A 21139-nucleotide genomic window follows, 5' to 3' on the forward strand; every position below is an offset into this window, starting at 1 on the left:
TTCATTAATGTCGTCCATTAGGGTGAGACCAGTGAGTTGGAGACCTCGCCTCATCGCCCTGGACATCGACGGCACGATCACCCGCGTGGGCACCGAGGAGGTCGCCCCCGCCGTGCGCGCGGCCATCCACCGGGCCGTCGACCACGGCGCGCACGTCGTCCTGTCCACCGGCCGCAGCCTCATCGGGACCCGGCCGATCGTCGACGACCTGGACCTGCGCGGCACCACCGCGATCTGCTCCAACGGCGCGGTGTGGTGGGACACGACGACCCGCGAGGTGGTGCGCCAAGTCGCCTTCGACGCGCGACCGACCGTCGAACTGCTGCGCGAACTGTTCCCCGGCGCGGTGTTCGCCACCGAGGTGACCGGCGAGGGCAACCGGTCGCTGGGCCGGTTCCCCGAGGGCGACCTGTGGGGGCACGTGCGCGAGGTGGACCTGGCGGAGCTGACCGCCGAGCCCACGTCCCGGCTGGTCATGCGGTGGATCGACCGCACGCCGGAGGAGGTGTCGCTGCGGCTGGCGGACGTCTCGCTGGGCGACGTGGCGTGGTGGGTGGACAACGCCGAGCCGTGGCTGACCGTCGCGCCGATGGGTGTGAGCAAGGGGTCGGCGCTGGAACTGCTGCGCGTGCGGCTGGGCGTCGCCGAGTCGGACACGCTGGCGATCGGCGACGGGCACAACGACGTGGAGATGCTGCGGTGGGCGGCGCACGGCGTGGCGATGGGCCAGGCGCCGGCGACCGTGCAGGAGGTGGCGGACTCCGTCACCGGGACCGTGCTGGAGGACGGCGCGGCAGCCGTCCTGGACCGGTGGTTCGCGGCCTAGCGCGGGTCCGCGACCTCCGCCGGCACGGCGCAGGCCACACCGACCGACGCCAGCCGGTCGACGATCGGAACACCGTCGGCGACCGGGGGCGTCCACACCGGGGCGCGCCCGGCGGCCAGGTCGTCGGCGTACCGGGCGCGTGCGTCGACCAGGGTGCGCCAATCCGTCAGCCACGCGGCGGTCGGCTCGTCGCGTGCGATGAGGTCCGGCCCGAGCGCCCGAACCGCGTCGACCATCGCCACGACGGCGTCGTTGCGCGCGCGGATCACCGCCACCGGGTCGCCGACCGCCGCGCGCACGTCCCGCGCCATCACGGCGCACGCCTCCTCCACCGCCGCGGCGACCTCGGAGTTGTCGACCAGCTCGGGCCGGTCGTGGTTCGCGTAGGAGACGAAGCCGAACACGGTCAGCGCGCCCAGCACGCCCAGCACGAGGGGTCCTGATCCCATTCAGCCTCCGTGGTGGGCGTGGCCGGCACCGGTGAGGGACAGGGTGCGGGACGTGCGGTCTTCGGTGCCCGGTTCGACGATCACGAACTGGCCCATCATGCCCTTGTCCTCGTGCTTGAGGATGTGGCAGTGGTACATGTACGGCATGGTCGGGTCGGTGTGGTGGCCGAATTCGACGGCCAGGCGCACCTTGGTCTTGCCGGGCACGTAGACGGTGTCCTTGGGGCCGCGCAGGTGGGGAGGGGGTTCCTCGCCGTCGATGTCGAGGATGCGGAACGCCACCTCGTGCACGTGGAAGTTGTGGTCGTAGGTGATGTTGTCGATCTCCCACACCTCGCGCGCGCCGGCCGGGACGACCTCGTCGATGCGGGCCATGTCCATGTCCTGCCCGTTGATGTTCGTGCCGCCCAGCTCGAACGTCCTGGTCTTCGCGCCGGGCTCGATGCGCGGCCGGGCGGACAGGGTGGCGGGCAGGACCGGGCTCGGGGCGAGGGTGCCGGCGGCGCGCAGTTCCAGCAGGTCGTACTCGCCGTCCTCGATCGCCGAGTCGCCGTCGAAGCCCTTGAGCAGCGCGGTTTCGCCGGGCTTGAACTCCACCACGACCTCGAACCGCTCACCGGGGCTGATCTTCACCCGGTCGACGGTCACCGGTTCGGGGAGCAGGCCCGCGTCCGACGCGATCACCTGGAACTCGCGGTTGTCGGCGAAGCCCAGGGTGAAGACGTGCGCGTTGGCGCCGTTGAGAATGCGGAACCGGATTCGGGACGCCTTGACCTCGAAGAACGGGCTGTGCGTGCCGTTGACGAGGATCTGGTCGCCGAGCAGTCCCCAGGTGCCGCCGAAGTCCTCCTTCAACTGACCGTCGGCGTCGAAGACCTTGTCCTGCACGATGAGCGGCACGTCGTCCACGCCGTAGGTGTGCGGCAGTTCGGCGGAGTGCTCGTCGTCGATGATGAACATGCCGGCGAGGCCCCGGTAGACGTGCTCGGCCGTCGCGCCGTGCGGGTGCGGGTGGTACCAGGTGGTGGCGGCGGGCTGGTCCACCGTCCACTGCGGGGTCCACGTGCCGCCGGCGGAGATCATCTGGTGCGGGCCGCCGTCCATCGCGGCCGGCAGGCGCATGCCGTGCCAGTGCAGGGTGGACGCCTCGGGCAGCAGGTTGGTGACGGCCATGGCGACGCGGTCGCCCCGGCGGGCGCGCAGGGTCGGGCCGAGGTACGTGCCGTTGATGCCCCACGTGCGGGCGGGTTTGCCCGGCAGGAACTCGGTCTCCCCCGGCCGCAGCGCGAGCGGGTAGCGCTTCACGCCGTCCGCGCCGGGCTGCGGGTCCAGCACCGGCGGGATGCGCAGCGGGTTGGTGAACTTCAGGGTGCCGGTGTTGCCTTCGGCGCCGCTGCCGCAGCCCGCCAGGGCGGCGAGGGCCATCAGTCCGAGGAAGCCGCGTCGTCTCATGCCCCGGAATGCTGCTGGTCAGCGGCTTTCGAAGCGTCGGCCCGGGACGGTAATCCCGGACCTGCGCCCACGGCGGTACGACGTCAGCCCAGGGCGGTAGCCCGGCGCACGGCCTCCTCGACGTTCGCCTGGGCCGCGGGCAGCAGCGGCAGGCGGACCTCGGCGGTGGGGATGCGGCCCTGCGCGTGCAGGACGCCCTTGATCACGGTCGGGTTCGGCTCGGCGAACAACGCCCTCGACAGCGCGCTGAGCGGGCCGGTGAGCGCGCGGGTCGTGGTGCTGTCGCCCTTCTCCCAGGCCTGGACCAGCTCGACGAACCGGCTGGTCGCGACGTGCGCGGAGGCCACGATGCCGCCGTGGCCGCCGAGCGCGAGCAGCGGCGAGAGGAACGCGTCCTCGCCGCCGAGCACGGCGAAGCCGGCGGGCGGGTCGGCGAGCAGGTCCACGGTGTCGTCGGTGACGCCGCCGGGCGCGTGCTTGACGCCGACGACGTTCGGCAGCGCGGCGATCCGGCGCAGCGTCGCGGCCGACAGGTGCTGGCCGGTGCGGTAGGGGATGTCGTAGACGACCAGGGGCACCGGGCTCTCCGCGGCGACCTTGGTGAAGTAGGCGACCACGCCCTCCTCGCCCGGCCGCAGGAACGGCGGCACCAGGGTCAGGGCGGCGGTCGCGCCCCGGCCGGCCGCGTCGCGCAGGGCCTCGGGGGTGTTCGCGCCGATCAGCAGCTGCGCGCCGCGCTCGTGGCAGACCCGGGCGGTGAGGTTGAGCACCGCCCGCTGCTCGGCCGGGGTGAGCGCGCCGGGCTCGCCGGTGGTGCCGAGCGCGACCAGGCCCGTCGCCCCGTCCGCGAGCACCTGGTCGGCCAGGGCCTCCAGCGCGTCGAGGGCCACTCGGTCCTCGCGGTCGAACGGGGTGATCAGCGGGACGAACAGGCCGGTCAGCATGGTGCCAGGATGCGGTCCGCGAACGTGTAGCACCAGTTCGCGTTCCTCAACGGAAACGTAAGCTGGACTGATGCTCGACGTCCGTCGCCTGCGCCTGCTGCGCGATCTGGCCCACCTGGGCACGATCGCGGCGGTCGCTCAAGCTCATGCCTACACACCCTCGGCAGTCTCCCAGCAATTGGCGGCGCTGCAACGCGAAGCGGGCGTGCCCCTGCTGGAGCACACCGGTCGGCGGGTGACGCTCACGGCCGCCGGGACGGAGTTGGTCCGGCACACCGAGTCGATCCTGGCCACCTTGGAGGCGGCGTCGGCGACCTTGTCGGCGGCCCGCGAGGGCGTGTCCGGGACCGTTCGGATCGGGGCGTTCCCCACCGCCGTGCGCACCCTGCTGCCGACCGCGCTGGTGTCGCTGGCGCGCGACCACCCGGCGCTGGACCTGATGGTGAGCGAGCTGGACCCGGTCGAGATGCCCGACGCGCTGCGCGACGGCAGGTTGGACGTGGCGCTGGTGCACGACTACGACATCGCGCCGGTCGCGCCGGACCCCGGGCTGGACTCCGTGCCGCTGCTGGACGAGACGGTGTTCCTGGCGGTGCCGTCGTCGTTCGAGACGGGGCCGGCCCCGGTGGCGTCGGCGCGCGAGGCCGCGTGGGTGGCCGGGACGCCCGGGACGCTGTGCCACACCATGGCGACCCGGGTGTGCGAGGCCCACGGGTTCACCCCGCGGGTTCGGCACCACGTGGACGACTTCACTGCGGTGTTGGCCCTGGTCGCGGCCGGTCAGGGGGTGGCTCTCGTGCCGCAACTGGGTGCCGCGCAACCGTTTGCGGGGGTGCGCTTGGTGCCGCTGGACGTGTGCCGGCGGACCGCCATCGCGTACCGCCGGGGCGGGGGCGGCCACCCGGCGATCGCCGCGTGCGTCGCGGCCCTGCGGGAGGCGGTGGACTGAGCCCCGGGTCGCCCGACGGCACTGGGACCGCCTACATCCCGTGCGGTAGTTCTCGACCCGGGGCGGTACGTGCGCGGTGTCGGCGGTGGGCTGACGCGGGGGACGGGGGTGGCCGAGCAGGGTTCTCGGCATGAAGCGACTCGTTGTGGCGGTGCTGGCGGCGGCAGGTGTGGCGGTGGCGCCCGGGCAGGCCGTGGCCCATGAACAGCAGCAGGTGGACATCGCGGTCGGGGTCGGGGGCTTCGCCGCGCCCGACACGATCCGGGCCGGTGCGGTGAGGTTCAAGGTGTCCAACACCGATCCGGCCGGGGCGTGGCTGGGGATGGTGCGGCTCAAGGCCGGGGTTTCGCGGGAGCAGTACCTGGCCGATCTCACCCGGGCGATGGGGCCCGACCCGGTCGAAGGCGGCAAGGCCGTGGCCAAGGACGCCGAGATGTTGGGCGGGGTGGCGGTGGCGCGGGTGCCGGCCTCCGTGACCATGCGGGTGTCGCCGGGCGACTACCTGTTGGTCGACTTCCGGGACGTCGGACTGCCCGGCCTCGCCGAGCGCATCCGACCCGTGCGGGTCGTGGCCGGCCACGGGCAAGCACCGCCGCGCGCCGAACAGGTGATCATCGTGTTGGACGGGCGGTATGTCGCGCCCGCGGTGATCAGGGGGTCGGTGCGGGTGGTCAACCTGTCGCCGCACGTCAACGAGGCGATGGTGATGCCGGTACGGCCCGGCACGACCGACGCCGACCTCGAAGCGTTCTTCCGGCGGACCGGTCCCGCGCCCTTCACCGGCGGGCCGACCGGCGTCGTGCCGCTGTCGCCCGGCCGGTCCGCGGTGCTCGACGTCGACCTCCCCGCCGGCGACTACGCCCTCGTCACCTGGGTCACCGACACCCGGACGGGCAGGATGTTCGCGGCGGACGGGATGCGTGCGCTGGTGAGGGTGGAGGGCTGACGTGTCGCGGGTGCCACTGGCCGACGTCGCGCTGGGCGGCGGGCTCGCCGTCCTCGTGCTGGGGACGAGCTTCCTGGAGGTGGGGCCGCCCGGCCCGGCCGGGTCCACCGGGTGGGGCGCGATCGGGTTGGCGGTGGTGCTCGGCGCGGCCCTCGCGGTGCGCCGGCGGATGCCCGTGCTGACGCTGGTCGCGGCCAACGCGGTGACGGCTCTGTGGTTCGCGCTGGACTACCACGGCCGGCTGGTCACCACGTCCGCCCTGATCGGCTGCTACACCCTGGCCGCCTACCGGGGCTGGAAGGCCGGCGTGCTCGGCGGGATCGGCACGGCGGCGGTCACCGTGCTCACCGTCCGGTTCACCCTCGGCGGCCAGTGGTTCTCCGACCAGGTCCTCAACGCGATCCCGCTGGAAGCGGCGGCGACCGCCCTCGGCGCGGCGGTCTTCTCCCACCGGGCCTTCGCGGCCGGCGCGCGGGAACGGGCCGAGCGCATCGCGCAGGCCCGGTCCGACCAGGCCAAGGCGCAGGCCGCCGAGGAACGCCTGGTCATCGCCCGCGAACTGCATGACGTGTTCGGGCACACCATGGCCGCGATCAGCGTGCAGGCCGGGGTGGCGGTGCACGTCATGCAACGCCGACCCGAGCAGGTCGTGGAAGCCTTGAACGCCATCAAGCGGATCAGCGACGACGGGCTCGCCGAAGTCCGCGTGCTGCTGGGCGTGATGCGCTCCGACGAACCGCGCACCCTCACCGCGTCCGGTGGCCTGAAGCACCTGGACAAGCTGCTGGACGTGCCCGGCGTCTCGGTCGACCTCGCCGCCAACGACCCCCGACCGCTCCCGCTCGCCGTGGACCTGGCCGCGTTCCGGATCATCCAGGAGTCCCTGACCAACGTCCGCCGACACGCCCGCGCCACCCGCGTCCGCCTGGAGTTGACCTATGGTGCGTCCGAACTGGAGGTCGTCATCAGGGACAACGGCACCGGGGCGGGCACCGGCACCGGCCACGGCATCGAGGGCATGACCGCGCGGGCGCACGCCCTCGGCGGCACCCTCACCGCCGGACCGGTCGAGGGCGGCTTCGAGGTGCGGTGCGTGCTGCCGGTGGAGGGGGACGCGTGATCAGGGTGCTCATCGCCGACGACCAGGCACTGGTCCGCGGCGGCTTCCGGGTCCTGGTGGACAGCGAACCGGACATGACGGTGGTCGGAGAGGCCGCCGACGGCGGCACGGCGGCGGCGCTGTGCGCCGAGTTGAAGCCCGACGTGGTCCTGATGGACATCCAGATGCCCGGCGTGGACGGCTTGGAAGGCATCCGTCGCATCGCGGCGGACCCGGAGTCGACCGGCGTGCGGGTCCTGATCCTCACCACGTTCGACGAGGACGACTACGTGGTCGAAGGCCTCACGGCGGGCGCCAGCGGCTTCCTCCTGAAGAACACCGACCCGGCCCAACTACTGCACGGCATCCGGGTAGTGGCGGGTGGTGAGGAACTCCTGTCGCCGGGCCTGACCAAGCGCCTGCTGTCCCGCAACGCACCGAGGTCCACGGTCGACCACGACACCTTCGCCCAGCTCACCGCCCGGGAACGCGAGGTCGTGGCGCTGGCCGCGCAGGGGTTGAGCAATGAGGAGATCACCCGGGAACTGGTGATCAGCCCGGCCACCACCAAGACCCACATCAGCCGTGCCCTGGCCAAGCTCGGGGCGCGGGACCGAGCCCAACTGGTGGCCCTCGCCTACCAACACGGCCTGGTGAAGCCCTAGCTGTCCACCACGTGCACCGCTCTTCCGCGCACAGCGCGTCGTCCTTCGGCGCGCAGCGCGTCGTCCTTCGGCACGCAGCGCTCGTCCTTCGGCACGCAGCGCTCGTCCTTCGGCGCGCAGCGCGGCGCTTTGGGCGCGCAGCGCCGTCGGGCAGTGCCGCCGGGGCACACACTTCAACTTGGGCTTCTTGCTTGTGTCATCCCCGTATGGCCCGCCCGAAGGGCTACCACATTTTCGGCCGGGTGCAGCCGAAAATTTTGTGAGGAACGAGCAAAATTTTCAGCGGCACCCGGCCGAAAATGTGGTCGGCTTTGCCGGGTCATGCGGGGATGGCACAAGCAAGAAGCCCCCGCAGTTGTAGTTGTGTCATCCTTGGCGGCTCGCCCGCCGGCGAGGCTCTTTAATCTTTAGACCGGCGCTTCGCTGCTCAAGTCCACGCTTCGCGCGTGTAGACGCAACGCGCTCCGCACTGCTGGAGAATGAACGCGCTTCGCGCTCTTGAACAGCGCTGACGCGCTCTCAAGCTTGAACGCGCCGGCGCGCTCTCAAGATCAAAAGCGGCCTGGAGAACCACCAATGGGGGAGGGAAGGGCGTCGGTTCCCCACCGTATGGCCCGACAAAGCCAACCACAGATTCACCGGGTGCCGCTAAAAACTTTTGCTCGTTCCTCGCAAAACTTTTTGGCTGCACCCGGTGAATCTGTGGTAGCCCTTCGGGCAGGCCATACGGTGGGGGAACCGAAGCCCCGCCGTGGCTGGGAGCAGCCCGCCGCGCGGAGCGCGGCCTAAAAGCAGCCGCTGCGCGGCGAAAAGCGGAGAGCGGGGTTGCGGCGGCACGAAGGTGTGGTTTGCGTGAGGGTGTCCGTGGCGTGGGTGGCGGGATGCGGGTGGGCGGCTCGTGTGGGCGGTGTGCGGCTCTCGGGTGGGCGGTGTGCGGCTCGGACGGGCGGTGCCGGTGGCCGGCTGCGGGGGCGGTCGTGACTTGGCGGACACTGCCCGGTCCCCTGAGGGGTAGCGGGTGAAGTCTCAGGGGACCACTCAGGGTGATCACGGATTACTACACCCGAGGTAGCGCCGACGATAAGACTGAAGTCGCACCCACGAGTCAACTACAGACCGATGTGGTCGACCCCCTGAACCGGGCAGAGTTCTCGCCGAGATCGGGGGATGTGCCAGTCCAGGGGAGAAACCATGATCGAGGCGATCGGCCTCACCAAGCGCTACGGGAACACGGTGGCGGTGGACAACCTGTCGTTCACCGTCGCGCCGGGCCGCGTCACCGGGTTCCTCGGGCCCAACGGCGCCGGCAAGTCCACCACCATGCGGATGATCCTCGGCCTCGACCGGCCGACGTCGGGCAAGGTGCTCATCGACGGCAAGCCCTACACGCAGCTCGACCGTCCACTCCGGACCGTCGGCGCGCTGCTGGACGCCAAGTGGGTGCACCCCAACCGGTCCGCGCGGGCGCACCTGGACTGGCTCGCCAAGTCCAACGGCCTGCCCGGCAAGCGGGTGGACGAGGTGCTGGACCTGGTCGGCCTGACCAAGGTCGCCAAGCGGCGCGCGGGCGGGTTCTCGCTGGGCATGTCGCAGCGGTTGGGCATCGCGGGCGCGCTGCTCGGCGACCCGAAGGTGTTGCTGTTCGACGAGCCGGTCAACGGCCTGGACCCGGAGGGCATCCTCTGGATCCGCCAGTTCATGCAGGGCCTGGCCGCCGAGGGCCGCACCGTGCTGGTGTCCAGCCACCTGCTGTCGGAGATGGCGCTCACCGCGTCCGACCTGGTCGTGATCGGCCGGGGCAAGCTGATCTCGCAGTCGACGACGACCGAGTTCGTGGAGCGCTCGACCGAGAACGCGGTGCGGGTGCGCAGCCCGCACGCCGACAAGCTCGGCGCGATGCTGGTGGACAAGGGGTTCACCGTCCGCGAGGGCGAGGACGGCGCGCTCACCGTGACGGGTGCGACCAGTGACCAGGTGGGTGACATCGCGGCCTCCGCCGGCGTGGTGCTGCACGAGCTGAGCCCTCAGCGAGGTTCGCTGGAAGAGGCGTTCATGCAGCTCACCGGTGATTCTGTCGAGTACCACGCGGCCGAGACGGGGAAGTGACGACCGAGATGACTCTGCTCGCTGTCGAACGGATCAAGCTGTTCACCACGCGCTCGCCGTGGTGGTGCATGGTGCTCGCGCTGGGCCTGTCGATCGGCTTCACCGCGATCATCGCGGCGAACTCGACCGAGGGTGCGATGCCGGTGGTCGCGTCGGCGTTCACGCACCAGTTCGGCCTGATGGTGATCATGGTGATGGCCGCGCTGGCGATCACCACCGAGTACCGGTTCGGGACGATCAAGGCGACGTTCCAGGCGGTGCCCGACCGGATCTCGCCGCTGGTGGCCAAGGGCGTCGTGGTGGCGCTGCTGTCCGCCGTGGTCGGCCTGCTGGTCGGGTTCGGCTCGTGGGGCCTGAGTTGGCTGATCGTCTCCGACCGCTCGCAGCTCGCGCTGGAGAGCGCGAACGACTGGCGGCACGTCCTGGGCGTCTCGCTGGTGTTCGCGGCCGGTTCGCTGCTCGCACTCGGTGTGGGCACGCTGGTCCGCCAGACCGCCGGCGCGGTGTCGATCATCCTGGTGTTCGCGCTGCTGGTGGAGAACCTGGTCACGCTGATCCCCAAGATCGGCGACGACATCCAGAAGTGGCTGCCGTTCACCGTGGCCAACAAGTTCGTGCTGGGCGAGGCGGACAGCAGCGGCCTGCCGGAGGGCGCCGGCCCGCCGGTGCCGGGCGAGCTGTCGCCGTGGGGGTCGCTGGCCTACTTCACGGCCATCGCGCTGGCGTTCTTCGTCGTGTCCCTGGTGGTCGCGAAGCGCCGGGACGCCTAGTCGTTCGACCCCGTCCGGCCGGAATCGGGGCCGGCCGGGCGGGTGCGGGGGAAGGGGGAAGCTCGGGTCGCCTTTCGGGGAGGTGACCCGAGCTTCCGTCGCTTACGTTCGCCGTAGCGGATCGGACAGGAGCTGTCATGATCGAAGCGACCGGACTCACCAAGCACTACGGCACCACCGTCGCCGTGGACGACCTGTCGTTCACCGTCCAGGCCGGCCGGGTCACCGGGTTCCTCGGCCCCAACGGCGCGGGCAAGTCCACCACCATGCGGATGATCCTCGGGCTCGACCGCCCGACCCGCGGCAAGGTCCTCATCGACGGCAAGCGCTACCACGAGCTGCACCGGCCGCTGCGCACCGTCGGCGCCCTGCTGGACGCGAAGTGGGTGCACCCCAACCGGTCCGCGCGGGCCCACCTGCTGTGGCTCGCCCGGTCCAACGGCATCCCCGCCCGGCGGGTGGACGAGGTGCTCGACCTGGTCGGCCTCACCCAGGTGGCCAAGCGGCGCGCCGGCGGGTTCTCGCTGGGCATGTCGCAGCGGCTGGGCATCGCGGGCGCGCTGCTCGGCGACCCGCGGGTGCTGCTGTTCGACGAGCCGGTCAACGGGCTGGACCCGGAGGGCATCCAGTGGATCCGGCAGTTCATGCACCGGCTCGCCGACCAGGGGCGGACCGTGTTCGTGTCCAGCCACCTGCTGTCGGAGATGGCGCAGACCGCCCAGGAGCTGATCGTCATCGGGCGCGGCCGGCTGATCGCGCAGACCAGCACCGAGCAGTTCATCCGGGACGCCACCGAGGACGCGGTGCGGGTCCGCTCACCCCAGCTGGACCGGCTGCGCGAGCTGCTGCCCGGCGGGGCGCGGGTGACCGACGGCGACGGCGCCCTGCTCGTGCACGGCCTGGAGCCCGCCCGCATCGGCGAGCTGGCCGCCCTCAACGGCATCACGCTGCACGAGCTGAGCCCGCAGCGCGGGTCGCTGGAGGAAGCGTTCATCCAGCTGACCAAGGAATCCGTCGAGTACCACGCGCACGAGTAGCCGCCGAATTCACCACCGCGTGCGTTTCCAGAATTCTTCCGGGGGCGGTGGAATTTCCGCGGGTACCGGCGGCGGAGGCTCCGGCCGGCGCGTTCTGGACAACAGCAGACCGGCGACCGCGGTGCCGACCAGAATCGCCAGCAGGCCGCCGAACGCGATACCGGCGCGGGCGCCGCCGCTCCACGCGGGGCCGTTGAGCGCGCGTTCGGCGACCGGCGGGGCGGCCGTCGTCGGGACCGGTGCCGCGGTGGTGCGCGGCGGCGGGGCGAGTGGGTTGCGCTCCACGTCGGCGACGTCCGCGGTGATCGCCGCGACCGGGTCGACCTGGCCGAACCCGGTGGCGTCGTCGCGGCCCGGCACGCCGGCGTCGGTCGCGGTCGTGATCAGCCGGTTCACCACGCTGGCCGCGTTCATGTCCGGGTAGGTGGCGCGGACCAGGGCCGCCGCGCCGGAGACCAGGGCGGTCGCCGCGGACGTGCCGTCCATCTCGGCGTACCCGGTGTCGACCACGGACTTCGGCACCGCGGACACGATGCCCTTCGCGGGCGCGGCCAGCACCGCCTCCGGGCCGGTGTTGGACGAGCCCCACGGCACCAGGTCCCGCTCGGTCCCCGCGACGGCCAGCACGCCGCGGATGTTGGCGGGCGCGCCGATGTGCTCGACGCCGTCGTTGCCGGTGCCCGCGACCACCACGACGTCGTGGTCGAACGCGTGGTTGACCGCGCGCAGCAGGTCGGGGGTGAGGGTGGCCTCGGTGGTCAGGGACAGGTTGATTACGTCGGCGCCGTTGTCGACGGCCCAGGTGATGCCCTCGGCGACCGCCGCGGTGGTGAACTTCGCCCCGTCCGACCCCACCGAGACGGGCAGGATCGTGGCCTCCGGCGCGACGCCCAGCGCGCCGCCGTCGTGGCCCCGGCCGGCGATCAGGGCGGCCATCGCGGTGCCGTGCCCGTCGGTGTCCTCGGTGCCCTTCGTGCCGGTCGCGGACGCGAAGCCGACGCCCGGCAGCACCGCGCCGCCGGCCAGGTCGGGGACGGTGTCGTCCACGCCGGAGTCGACGACGGCCACCACGACGCCCCGGCCGCGCGAGTACTCGTGCGCGGCGGGCACCGCCAGCGCGTCGAGGTGCCACTGCTGGTCCCGGATCGTCTGCGCGTGCGCCGCCGGCGGCGGGGCGCAGAGCGCGATCAGGATCGCGGCGAGCAACGCCCGGCGGGTCATCGCCCAATTCCCCCTGTGGTCGAGGTCACAAGATATTCCATGTCTGCGATGTTTCGACGGAGTTCCGTCCGGCAATCGGAGTAAGGGCCTCGTTAAGAGCCCGTGAACTCCCGCACAGCACCATGACAGGAACGGCTGAACCCGGTCAGATGGAAAGCAGGGAATCGTGAGGCGGCGAAGGTCCGCACGCGAATTCCCATACCCCCGTCAAGGAACCCTCCGGAGGTGAACCCGTGACGGTGCTTGATCCGGACCTGAACGCCGACTCGTCGGCGGCCGGGTCGAAGAAGCTGCCACGGCAACGCGACCACGCCCTTCGCGTCGAACCGATGATGGCACTGGAATGGTCGCACGCGATCGAACCCGCGGGCGGCGTCGGCATCGCCACCACCCCTGCGCAGAGCCGCCGAGCCTGGATCCACCGGGCCGACGAGCAGCAGGTGCTGGCGTTGTTCCGGGCTGTGGGCGCGGACGCCCCGGCCCCGTGGTGGCTGCGGGCGCTGGCCCGCGGCAAGCTCGCGTCCAGGGCGGCGGGCTTCGCCGTCGAGGACGAGGTCACCGACCTGCTGGCCGACCGGCCGGGCTGGGTCTTCGTGCCGTGGGCGGCCGACGGCGAGGTCGGCTACTGGGAGTTCGTGCCCTCCGAGAGCGGCGTCTACGGGCCCGCCGAACCCACGACCGTGCAGTTCACCGACCGGCACCCCGGCTGGGTCGACCTGCTGCCGGTGCACCGCGGACCGGGCACGCGGCAGCCGATCGCCTTCACGCCGGCCGCGCTGCGTGAGCAGATCGAGGACCTGGAGAACATCGCGTAACCGGTCGCTGCTTAGGCTGTGCGCCTGTGACGTCCAGCCAGCGCCCGCCGCACCACCGTTCCGTCGTCAGCTACGTGCAGCGCGGGGAGCGGATGACCGTCGGGCAGCAGCGCGCGTGGGACCGCCACTGGGAGCGCTTGGGCCGCGAGGTCAAGGCGCTCCCGGCCGGTCCCGTCGACTTCGCCGCGTGGTTCGAGCGCGACGCCCCCGTGCTGCTGGAGATCGGCTCGGGCATGGGCGAGACGACCGCTCAGCTGGTCGCGGCCGCGCCGGACGTGAACTACGTCGCCGTCGAGGTCTACAAGCCGGGCCTGGCGCAGCTGCTGATGCGCGCCGAGGCGCTGGGCGCCACGAACCTGCGGGTGCTGCGCGGCGACGCCGTGGACCTGCTGACCGAGCACGTCGAGCCGGACTCGTTGAGCGGCGTGCGGATCTTCTTCCCCGACCCGTGGCCCAAGAAGAAGCACCACAAGCGGCGGTTGGTGCAGCCGGAGTTCGTGCACCTGGTGGCCACGCGGCTCAAGCCGGGCGGCACGCTGCACCTGGCGACGGACTGGGAGCACTACGCCGAGCAGATGCTCGAGGTGTGCTCCGCCGAGCCGCTGCTGCGCAACCGGTACGACGGGTGGGCGCCGCGGCCGGAGTGGCGACCGGTGACGAAGTTCGAGCAGCGGGCGGTCGAGGAGGACCGGGTCAGCCACGACCTGATGTTCGACCGGATTGAGACCACCTGACCGTGTCATAAAGTCACGTCATCGAGTGGTCGATACGGCGACGGTCGGTCGTTTCGTCACTCCATCGAGTGGGCTTTGTTGATCACCCGATGTGCCCCGTCTGGCAGTGACGGGTGACGCCGTTCCGCAACTACGGTTGCCGCCCGTGACCGTCGTAGACAACGAACCGATAACGCTCGACATCGACGCGGCGGAGGGCTTCCTCCGCATGTTCCACATCGCCCACCCCGAGGCCGGCCCCGTCGGCCCCCGCCTGTCGGAGGTCCGCGACGAGATCGCGGAGACCGGCACCTACCGGCACACCACCGCCGAGCTGGCCTACGGCGCCCGCATCGCCCTGCGCGACAGCGGCTGGTGCACCAGCGGCGTCCCGTGGCGCCGGCTCAAGGTCCGCGACCTGCGCGGCTACCGCAACGCCGCCGCCGTGGCCGGCGAGTGCGTGGAGCACCTGCGGCTGGCCACCAACGACGGCGAGGTCCGCCCGCTGGTCACCGTGTTCGCCCCGGACACCCCCACCGCGCCCGGCCCGTGCATCTGGAACGAGCAGCTCGTCCGGTACGCGGGCTACGCCGACGGCACCGGCGACCGGCGCTACGCCGCGTTCACCGACGTCGTCCAGGGCATGGGCTGGCGGCCACCGGAGAAACCGGGCCGCTTCGACGTGCTGCCGCTGGTCGTGGAGACCGCGCACGAGGGGCCCAAGCTGTTCACCATCCCGCCGGACGTGGTGCACGAGGTGTGCCTGGAGCACCCCGAACTGCCCTGGTTCGGCTCGCTGGGCCTGCGCTGGCACGCCGTGCCGCTGATCACCAACATGAAGCTGTGCATCGGCGGCGTCACCTATCCCGCCGCCCCGTTCAACACCTGGTTCGTCGGCTCCGAGGTGGGCACCCGCAGCCTCGCCGACGAGGGCGGCTACGGCGCCGCGCGGCCCGTCGCCGAGGCGCTGGGCCTGGACACCTCCGCCGAGCGCACCCTGTGGCGCGACCGCGCCGTCGTCGAGCTCAACCGGGCCGTCCTGCACTCCTTCGACCTCGCCGAGGTCACCATCACCGACCACCACGCCGAGTCGCTGCACCGGCTGTCCTGGCTGCGCTCCCGGCAGCGGGCGTCGGCCAACCGCCCCGCGTTCCGCCTCGAACCCGCCGCCGCCCGGCGGGCCCGCACCGGCGGCCCCGCGCGCTTTTCCGGCGCGGCGGTGGAAACCACCCAACCGCATTCCCCGAGCCGCCTCGCCGAACTGCTGCGCAGGCGTGCCGAGGGCTAGCCCGGCTCACCGCTGGGAATCGACCAGCACCCCGGCGATCGCCATCAGGACCAGCACCAACAGCCCCAACACCGCACCGGCCCACGTCGCCACGACCGTGAACATCCCGTTCCTCCGTTCCCCGACCCGCCCTTCCAGAGTCACCCCCGGAATCGTCATCCGACATCGGCCACCGGGGTATTTCGCCACGCGTTCGGGTCAGTCCCGCGGATGACGCGCCACCCCGACCGGGGGAGGACGCGGGATCAGCCGCGAGGACATACGGTGACGTCCCGTGGACAGCACTCACCTCGGCTGGCGCACCCTGGCCAAGCGCCAGTGGCCGCTGGCGTGCGCGCTGCTCTTCTTCGCGGGCAGCGAGACCCTCAGCGAGGCGACGTCCTGGTGGCAGCTGCCCGGCACGGCCGTGGTGTGCGCGCTGGCCGTGCTGTCCCCGCGCCGGCCGTTCGACGCGGCCCTGGCCGCGGCCACCGCGCTGGTGGCGTCGTCGGTGGTGCTGGACGTGGTGGACCAGACCGCCGGGCCGGCCGTGCTGGTGTCCGGCGTGACGCTGTCCGAGGGCGCGGCGACGATGGCGCTGACCGCGATCCTGGTGCGCCAGGCGTCGCTACCGCGCGTGCTCGTCGGCGTCGTGGCGCTCGTCCTCGCGGTGGGGTTCACCCAGCCACTCCGGCCGTCGTACTGGGAGCGGTACTACGCCGACGTCGACTACTCCGGTCCGACGTTCTGGCAGCAGGTCCTGGCGGGCGCGGTCCTGCTGGTGCTCTCGGTCGGCACCGGTCTGTACTTCCGGGCCCGCGACCGGGAGCGCGCCACGACCCTGCGGGCCGAGGTGGCCGCCGCCCAGCACGCGGAGCGGATGGCGCTGGCCCGCGAGCTGCACGACGTGGTGGCGCACTACGTGACCGGGATCGTGGTCCACGCCCAGGCCGCGCAGGCGGTGCCCGCGGCGGCGCAGGAGGTGCTGCCGATCATCGCGCAGAGCGGCAACGAGGCGCTGACCGCGATGCGGCGCCTGGTCGGCACCCTGCGCGGGGCGGAGACGGATGCGGCGCCGGCCGCGACCAGCGACCTAGCCGACGACGTGCGGCAGGTGGTGGCGCAGTCCGGGCAGCCGGTGCGGTTGTCGCTGGAGCTGCCGTCGGAGGTGCCGCCGTCGCTGGGGCGTTCCGTGCTGCGGCTGGTGCAGGAGTCGCTGACCAACACGCGCAAGCACGCCGAGGACGTGACCCGGGTGGACGTGTCGGTGGCCGTGCAGGGCGGGGCCGTGCACGTGGTGGTCGCGGACGACGGGCGCGCGTTCAAGGCGGCGCCGGTGGGCGGGTCCGGCGGGTTCGGGCTGGTGGGGATGCGGGAGCGGGTCGAACTGCTGGGCGGCACGTTCTCGGCGGGGCAACGGCCGACCGGCGGCTGGGAGGTCCGCGCGGCACTGCCCATCGCCGAGTGAGGTAGGTGCGGCAGGATCGGGGCATGTCGTTGCGCCTGCACGCCCCCGTGGTCCTGCCCTGCGATCCGTCCTGCACCGTGCTGCGGGACGCGGTGGTCGACGTCGTGGACGGTCGGATCACCCACGTCGGCCCGGCCGCCGACGCGCCCGCGTTCGACGGCGAGGTCCGCCGGCTGTCCGGCATCCTCATGCCCGGCCTGGTCAACACGCACGCGCACAGCCCGATGGTGGTCCTGCGCGGCCTTGGCGGCGACCTGCCGCTTCTGCGGTGGCTGCGCGAGGCCATGTGGCCCGCCGAGGCGAAGATGTCCCCGGACGACATCGGCGCGGGCATGCTGCTGGGCGCGGTGGAGATGCTGCGCAACGGCGTCACCACCAGCTCCGAGATGTACTTCCACGGCCCCCAGCTGACCCAGGCCGTGCTCGACGCCGGGTCGCGGGTGGTGTTCGGCGCGGCGATCATGGACCTGCCCGGCCTGCCGTGGCGGCCGATGACCGACGAGATCACCCGGTGGATCGACGCCGACGGGCTGCGGTTCGGGCCGCACGAGCGGATCGAGCTGTCCTACGGGCCGCACTCGGCGTACCTGATCGCGCCCGAGGCGCTGGGCGAGATCGCGGGCCTCGCGCGGGACCGGGGCGCGCTGCTGCAGATCCACGTGGCCGAGTCGCCGGAGGAGGACGTCGACCAGCGGGCCGCGTTCGGGTCGGTGCCGAAGCTGCTGGAGCAGGCCGGGGTGCTGGGCGGGCGGGTGCTGTCGGCGCACTCGGTGCACCTGTCGCCCGAGGACGTGGAGATCTACGCGCGGCACGGCGTGGGTGTCGCGCACTGCCCGGGGTCCAACACCAAGCTGGCGTCCGGGATCGCGCCGATCCGGTCGTACCTGGACGCGGGCGTGTCGGTCGGGCTGGGCACGGACGGTCCCGCGTCCAACGACGACCTGGACCTGTTCGAGGAGGCGCGGCTGGCGGCCCTGCTGGCCCGCGTGACCACGCTCGACGCCACCGCCATGCGGGCCGCCGACGCCCTGCTGCTGGCCACCCGCGGCGGCGCGGCGGCGCTGGGGCGGGACGACATCGGCGCGCTGGAGGCGGGGCGCTGGGGTGACTTCGTGCACGTGGACGTGGACGACCCGGCGTTCGCGACCGGCTTGGACGCGCCGGACGAGCAGGTGCTGGCGAACCTGGTGTGGGCGTCGGGCACGCGGCGGGTCAAGGACGTGTGGGTGGCGGGCGAGCAGGTCGTGGCCGACGGCGAGACGACCCGCGTGGACCGCCGTGCGGCCCAGGCGGGCGTCGCGGCCGTCTCGAAGCGCCTCCGCTAGCTCGGGGTTCTGTTGGCGCGGTAAAGGCGCGGTGCTAGCGCGGTCGGGGGCGGATGACGATCTCTGTGACGTGGGCGTCGTCCGCCGCCGTGACCGCGGTGTGCACGGCCTCGGCGACCGATTCCGGGCGCAGGTAGAGGTTCGGCTGGTAGTCGCCGGCTTCCTGGTCGCGGACGCCGCGCTGCATGTCGGTGTCGGTGCGGCCGGGGTAGACGGTGGTGACCCGCAGGTCGGTCTCCTCGGCGCGGAGCACGTCGGCGTAGGCGCGCAGGGCGAACTTGCTGGCCGCGTAGACGCCCCAGTTGGCGTTGGCCTGCCGGCCCGCGCCGGAGTTGATCAGCACGACGTGCCCGCGGGCGGCGCGCAGCAGCGGGAGGGCGAGCCGGGTCAGCTCCGCGACCGCGACGACGTTGAGGTCGAGGGTGCGGCGCCAGGTGTCGGTCGTCGCCTCGGCCAGCGGCCCGAGTTCGGCGATGCCCGCGCTGTGGACCAGGACGTCGAGCCGGTCCAGCTCGGCGACGGCTTCGGCGAGTTCGTCGTGGTCGGTCAGCTCGACGAACCACGGCGTGCCGACCCCGGCGTCGGCCAACGCCTGCTCGTCCCGGCCGCCGAGCAGCAGGTCGTGGGTGTCGGCGAGCCGGCGTGCGACGGCCAGCCCGATGCCTCGGGACGCGCCGGTGATCAGGGCAACGGGTCGATCGGTCATGCCCCAGACCCTAGGTCGTGCCCGACCCGGACGTTGGGTTCGAGGTCGCGGGCGCGCAGCCAGTGGTCTTCGGAGAGGCCGTCCGGGCGGCGGCGGGCGAGGAAGTCGTCCATCGACAGGTGCGGGTGCAGGGCTTTGGTGGTCGGGCGGACCGGGATGACCAGCTTGCCGGTTTGTCGAGCGGAGTGAGGGTGGTGGGGTAAGCGGGCCCGGGTGAGTTGCGCCCGGGCCCGCTTCACCTCAGCCGCAGATGCGGCCCTTGTCCTTCTTCCACGTCACCACGACCGACGGGCGCGGCTGGGTCGTGCCGCCGTCCGGCCAGTGCGACGCCGGGTTGTTCGCCGACGCGCCGTCGATCTCGCCCGGGTGCTGCACCGACACCAGGACGAAGTCGTCCTGCACGACCGGGCCGCAGGTCTCCGCGCCCTTCGGCACGGTCAGGAACTGCTTCACGCGGCCCCGGTACCGGCCCTCGACCGGCACCGCGAACAGGCCGTCGTTGGACTTCAGGGCGTTGCCGTCGGTGGAGATCCACAGGTTGCCCTGCGAGTCGAACGCGACGTTGTCCGGGCACGAGATCGGCGACACCTGGGTCTTGTCGTACCCGCCGAAGTACGTGTCCGCCGAGTTCGGGTCGCCGCACACCAGCAGCAGCTTCCACGAGAACGTGGTCGCCGTGTTGTCGCCGCGGCGCTCCTCCAGCTCCAGGACGTGGCCGTGGCGGTTGTTCAGGCGCGGGTTGGGCTCGGTGGCGCCTTCCTTGCCCGCCTTGCCGCGGTCGGAGTTGTTGGTGAGCGCGGCGTAGACGCGGCGGTTGCGGGGGTTGGGCTCGACGTCCTCGGGGCGGTCCATCTTGGTGGCGCCGACCTTGTCCGCGGCCTGGCGGGTGAAGATGTAGACCTCTTCGGCGGTGAAGCCCTCGACGAAGGACTTGTCGCCCGACGCCAGCGGGATCCACACGCCCGAGCCGTCGAACTCGCCGTCGGCCGGGAGCTTGCCGGTGCCGTCGATCTCGGCGGCCGGGCTGTCGCCGGTGAACTTCGCGACGTACAGGGTGCCCTTGTCGAGCAGCTTTTTGTTGTGCTCGCGGGCGTGGCGGCTGTTGCCCGGCTTGTACCGCTCGTCGGAGACGAACTTGTACATGTAGTCGAACCGCTCGTCGTCACCCATGTACGCGACCACGCGGCCGTCGCGGGCCACGATGACGTTCGCGCCCTCGTGCTTGAAGCGGCCCAGCGCGGTGTGCTTGACCGGGGTGGAGTTCGGGTCGAGCGGGTCGATCTCGACGACCCAGCCGAACCGGTTGGGCTCGTTGGGCTCCCGCGCCACGTCGAACCGCTTGTCGAACCGCTCCCACTTGCGGGTGCTCGCGGCGCCGGACAGGCCGTAGCGGGCCAGGCGCGCCTTCTGGACCGGGTCGGTGACGGAGCCCGCGTTGGCGAAGTACTGGTTGAAGTTCTCCTCGCCGGACAGGATCGTGCCCCACGGCGTCACGCCGCCCGCGCAGTTGTTCAGCGTGCCGAAGACCTTGGTGCCGGTCGGGTCGGCGGAGGTCTTGAGGTACTGCGAACCGGCGGCCGGGCCGGTCAGCTCGAACTCCGACTTCACCGTGATGCGGCGGTTGAAGTGCTTGTCCACCTTGGGCAGCAGCTTGCCGCTGCGGTGGTCGCGCTCGACCACGACGACCGACAGGCCGTGCGCGGCCCACGCGATCTCGGTCTGCTCCTTGGTCGGGTTGTTCGAGTCCCAGTTCTTGAACAGGAACTCCTCGGAGGTGTACTCGTGGTTGGACACCATGAGCCAGCGGTTCCAGTGGTTCAGCGGGACCAGGCCGCAGAAGTCGTTGTTGAACCCGAACTGCTTGGCCTGCGCGGCGGCGGTCTGGTTGTCGAAGTCGAACTCGGGCGCGCCCGGCAGCACCGGGTCGCCCCAGCGGATCACGACCGCCGACTCGTAGCCCTCGGGCGTGACGATCCGGTCCTCGGTGTTCGGCGCGACCGGCTCGAAGTTCAGCCCGTCCCGGCCCCACCGGCGGCCCTGGGCCTCGACGTCGGCCTCGGGCTCGGCGGCGGCCGTGCCCGCGCCGGCCAGCCCGACGCCCGCGCCCGCGACGGCGAGCACCGCGCCGGCCTTGAGCAGGCCGCGCCGGCGCACGACCTCGCCGACCACGTCGCCGAAGTAGGCGTTGTCGGACGTGTTGGGTGCCTCGTGCGCGCAGGCGTCGCCGCAGCGGTACTTGCAGGTGATCGCCGACCGCCCGAGGGGGTGGTTGGGCAGCAGGGGCAGCAGGCGCCGGCCCCGATCGGTGGACGAGGACACGCGGACCTCCGAGATCGCTTCAGGTGGGAACCTGGGCGAACGTAGGTTCACAACCACTCTTC

Annotated in this window: 20 protein-coding genes; 13 read left to right on the forward strand and 7 right to left on the reverse strand. The window is 72.1% G+C overall.

The window, feature by feature from the left end; genetic code table 11:
- Nucleotides 1-31: 31 nt before the first annotated feature.
- Entirely contained in the window at nucleotides 32-826 is a 795-nt protein-coding gene (locus RIN75_RS01625; RefSeq protein ID WP_309109918.1) for an HAD-IIB family hydrolase, read from the forward strand.
- On the opposite strand, the gene RIN75_RS01630 is transcribed toward RIN75_RS01625, so the two are convergent.
- The 3 genes from RIN75_RS01630 to RIN75_RS01640 form a co-directional block, all read right to left on the reverse strand.
- Nucleotides 823-1275, reverse strand: a complete 453-nt coding sequence (locus RIN75_RS01630; protein WP_309109919.1) for a hypothetical protein — start codon at nucleotides 1273-1275, stop codon at nucleotides 823-825. The genes RIN75_RS01625 and RIN75_RS01630 overlap by 4 nt on opposite strands.
- Nucleotides 1276-2727 (reverse strand): multicopper oxidase domain-containing protein, encoded by a 1452-nt coding sequence (locus RIN75_RS01635; protein ID WP_309109920.1) that lies wholly within the window; start codon nucleotides 2725-2727, stop codon nucleotides 1276-1278.
- Between the two features lie 83 nt (nucleotides 2728-2810).
- Nucleotides 2811-3671 carry a dihydrodipicolinate synthase family protein gene (locus RIN75_RS01640; protein ID WP_309109921.1) on the reverse strand — a complete coding sequence of 287 codons (861 nt, stop codon included), beginning with the start codon at nucleotides 3669-3671 and terminating at the stop codon, nucleotides 2811-2813.
- A 70-nt stretch (nucleotides 3672-3741) separates the two neighbouring features.
- Between RIN75_RS01640 and RIN75_RS01645 the strand changes: the two genes are divergently transcribed.
- The 7 genes from RIN75_RS01645 to RIN75_RS01675 all read left to right on the forward strand — a co-directional run bounded on the left by RIN75_RS01645 (nucleotide 3742) and on the right by RIN75_RS01675 (nucleotide 11243).
- Nucleotides 3742-4620: a LysR family transcriptional regulator gene (locus RIN75_RS01645; protein WP_309109922.1), complete on the forward strand. Its 879-nt coding sequence runs from the start codon at nucleotides 3742-3744 to the stop codon at nucleotides 4618-4620.
- Between the two features lie 130 nt (nucleotides 4621-4750).
- The gene (locus RIN75_RS01650) at nucleotides 4751-5566 is read left to right on the forward strand and encodes a hypothetical protein (protein ID WP_309109923.1); all 816 of its coding nucleotides are present in this window, start codon (nucleotides 4751-4753) and stop codon (nucleotides 5564-5566) included.
- A gap of 1 nt (nucleotide 5567) precedes the next feature.
- Nucleotides 5568-6686 (forward strand): histidine kinase, encoded by a 1119-nt coding sequence (locus RIN75_RS01655; RefSeq protein WP_309109924.1) that lies wholly within the window; start codon nucleotides 5568-5570, stop codon nucleotides 6684-6686.
- The gene (locus tag RIN75_RS01660; RefSeq protein WP_309109925.1) at nucleotides 6683-7330 is read left to right on the forward strand and encodes a response regulator transcription factor; all 648 of its coding nucleotides are present in this window, start codon (nucleotides 6683-6685) and stop codon (nucleotides 7328-7330) included. The genes RIN75_RS01655 and RIN75_RS01660 overlap by 4 nt, the downstream gene beginning before the upstream one ends.
- Before the next feature lie 1191 nt (nucleotides 7331-8521).
- Nucleotides 8522-9436 carry an ABC transporter ATP-binding protein gene (locus RIN75_RS01665; RefSeq protein ID WP_309109926.1) on the forward strand — a complete coding sequence of 305 codons (915 nt, stop codon included), beginning with the start codon at nucleotides 8522-8524 and terminating at the stop codon, nucleotides 9434-9436.
- An 8-nt stretch (nucleotides 9437-9444) separates the two neighbouring features.
- Entirely contained in the window at nucleotides 9445-10206 is a 762-nt protein-coding gene (locus RIN75_RS01670; RefSeq protein WP_309109927.1) for a hypothetical protein, read from the forward strand.
- A gap of 137 nt (nucleotides 10207-10343) precedes the next feature.
- Nucleotides 10344-11243 carry an ABC transporter ATP-binding protein gene (locus RIN75_RS01675; protein WP_309109928.1) on the forward strand — a complete coding sequence of 300 codons (900 nt, stop codon included), beginning with the start codon at nucleotides 10344-10346 and terminating at the stop codon, nucleotides 11241-11243.
- A gap of 9 nt (nucleotides 11244-11252) precedes the next feature.
- Here RIN75_RS01675 and RIN75_RS01680 read toward each other — a convergent pair whose 3' ends face one another.
- Nucleotides 11253-12464 (reverse strand): S8 family serine peptidase, encoded by a 1212-nt coding sequence (locus tag RIN75_RS01680; protein WP_309109929.1) that lies wholly within the window; start codon nucleotides 12462-12464, stop codon nucleotides 11253-11255.
- A gap of 233 nt (nucleotides 12465-12697) precedes the next feature.
- Between RIN75_RS01680 and RIN75_RS01685 the strand changes: the two genes are divergently transcribed.
- The 5 genes from RIN75_RS01685 to RIN75_RS01705 all read left to right on the forward strand — a co-directional run bounded on the left by RIN75_RS01685 (nucleotide 12698) and on the right by RIN75_RS01705 (nucleotide 18052).
- Entirely contained in the window at nucleotides 12698-13279 is a 582-nt protein-coding gene (locus RIN75_RS01685; protein ID WP_309109930.1) for a hypothetical protein, read from the forward strand.
- A gap of 92 nt (nucleotides 13280-13371) precedes the next feature.
- Complete coding sequence (trmB, locus tag RIN75_RS01690; RefSeq protein ID WP_309110422.1) at nucleotides 13372-14013, forward strand: tRNA (guanosine(46)-N7)-methyltransferase TrmB; 642 nt, start codon at nucleotides 13372-13374, stop codon at nucleotides 14011-14013.
- Nucleotides 14014-14158: 145 nt separating this feature from the next.
- Nucleotides 14159-15280, forward strand: coding sequence for a nitric oxide synthase oxygenase (locus RIN75_RS01695; protein ID WP_309109931.1), 1122 nt, complete (start codon nucleotides 14159-14161; stop codon nucleotides 15278-15280).
- Nucleotides 15281-15554: 274 nt separating this feature from the next.
- Complete coding sequence (locus RIN75_RS01700) at nucleotides 15555-16727, forward strand: histidine kinase (RefSeq protein ID WP_309109932.1); 1173 nt, start codon at nucleotides 15555-15557, stop codon at nucleotides 16725-16727.
- A 23-nt stretch (nucleotides 16728-16750) separates the two neighbouring features.
- A complete protein-coding gene (locus tag RIN75_RS01705; RefSeq protein WP_309109933.1) occupies nucleotides 16751-18052 on the forward strand; it encodes an amidohydrolase in 1302 nt (433 codons plus the stop codon).
- A gap of 34 nt (nucleotides 18053-18086) precedes the next feature.
- On the opposite strand, the gene RIN75_RS01710 is transcribed toward RIN75_RS01705, so the two are convergent.
- The 3 genes from RIN75_RS01710 to RIN75_RS01720 are packed head-to-tail and all read right to left on the reverse strand — an operon-like array spanning nucleotide 18087 to nucleotide 21077.
- Nucleotides 18087-18758: an SDR family oxidoreductase gene (locus tag RIN75_RS01710; protein ID WP_309109934.1), complete on the reverse strand. Its 672-nt coding sequence runs from the start codon at nucleotides 18756-18758 to the stop codon at nucleotides 18087-18089.
- Nucleotides 18755-18997 (reverse strand): hypothetical protein, encoded by a 243-nt coding sequence (locus RIN75_RS01715; RefSeq protein ID WP_309109935.1) that lies wholly within the window; start codon nucleotides 18995-18997, stop codon nucleotides 18755-18757. The genes RIN75_RS01710 and RIN75_RS01715 overlap by 4 nt, the downstream gene beginning before the upstream one ends.
- A gap of 1 nt (nucleotide 18998) precedes the next feature.
- Nucleotides 18999-21077, reverse strand: coding sequence for a PhoX family phosphatase (locus RIN75_RS01720; RefSeq protein ID WP_309109936.1), 2079 nt, complete (start codon nucleotides 21075-21077; stop codon nucleotides 18999-19001).
- Between the last annotated feature and the right edge of the window lie 62 nt (nucleotides 21078-21139).

Source organism: Saccharothrix sp. (genome assembly GCF_031180885.1).
Taxonomy (GTDB): domain Bacteria; phylum Actinomycetota; class Actinomycetes; order Mycobacteriales; family Pseudonocardiaceae; genus Actinosynnema.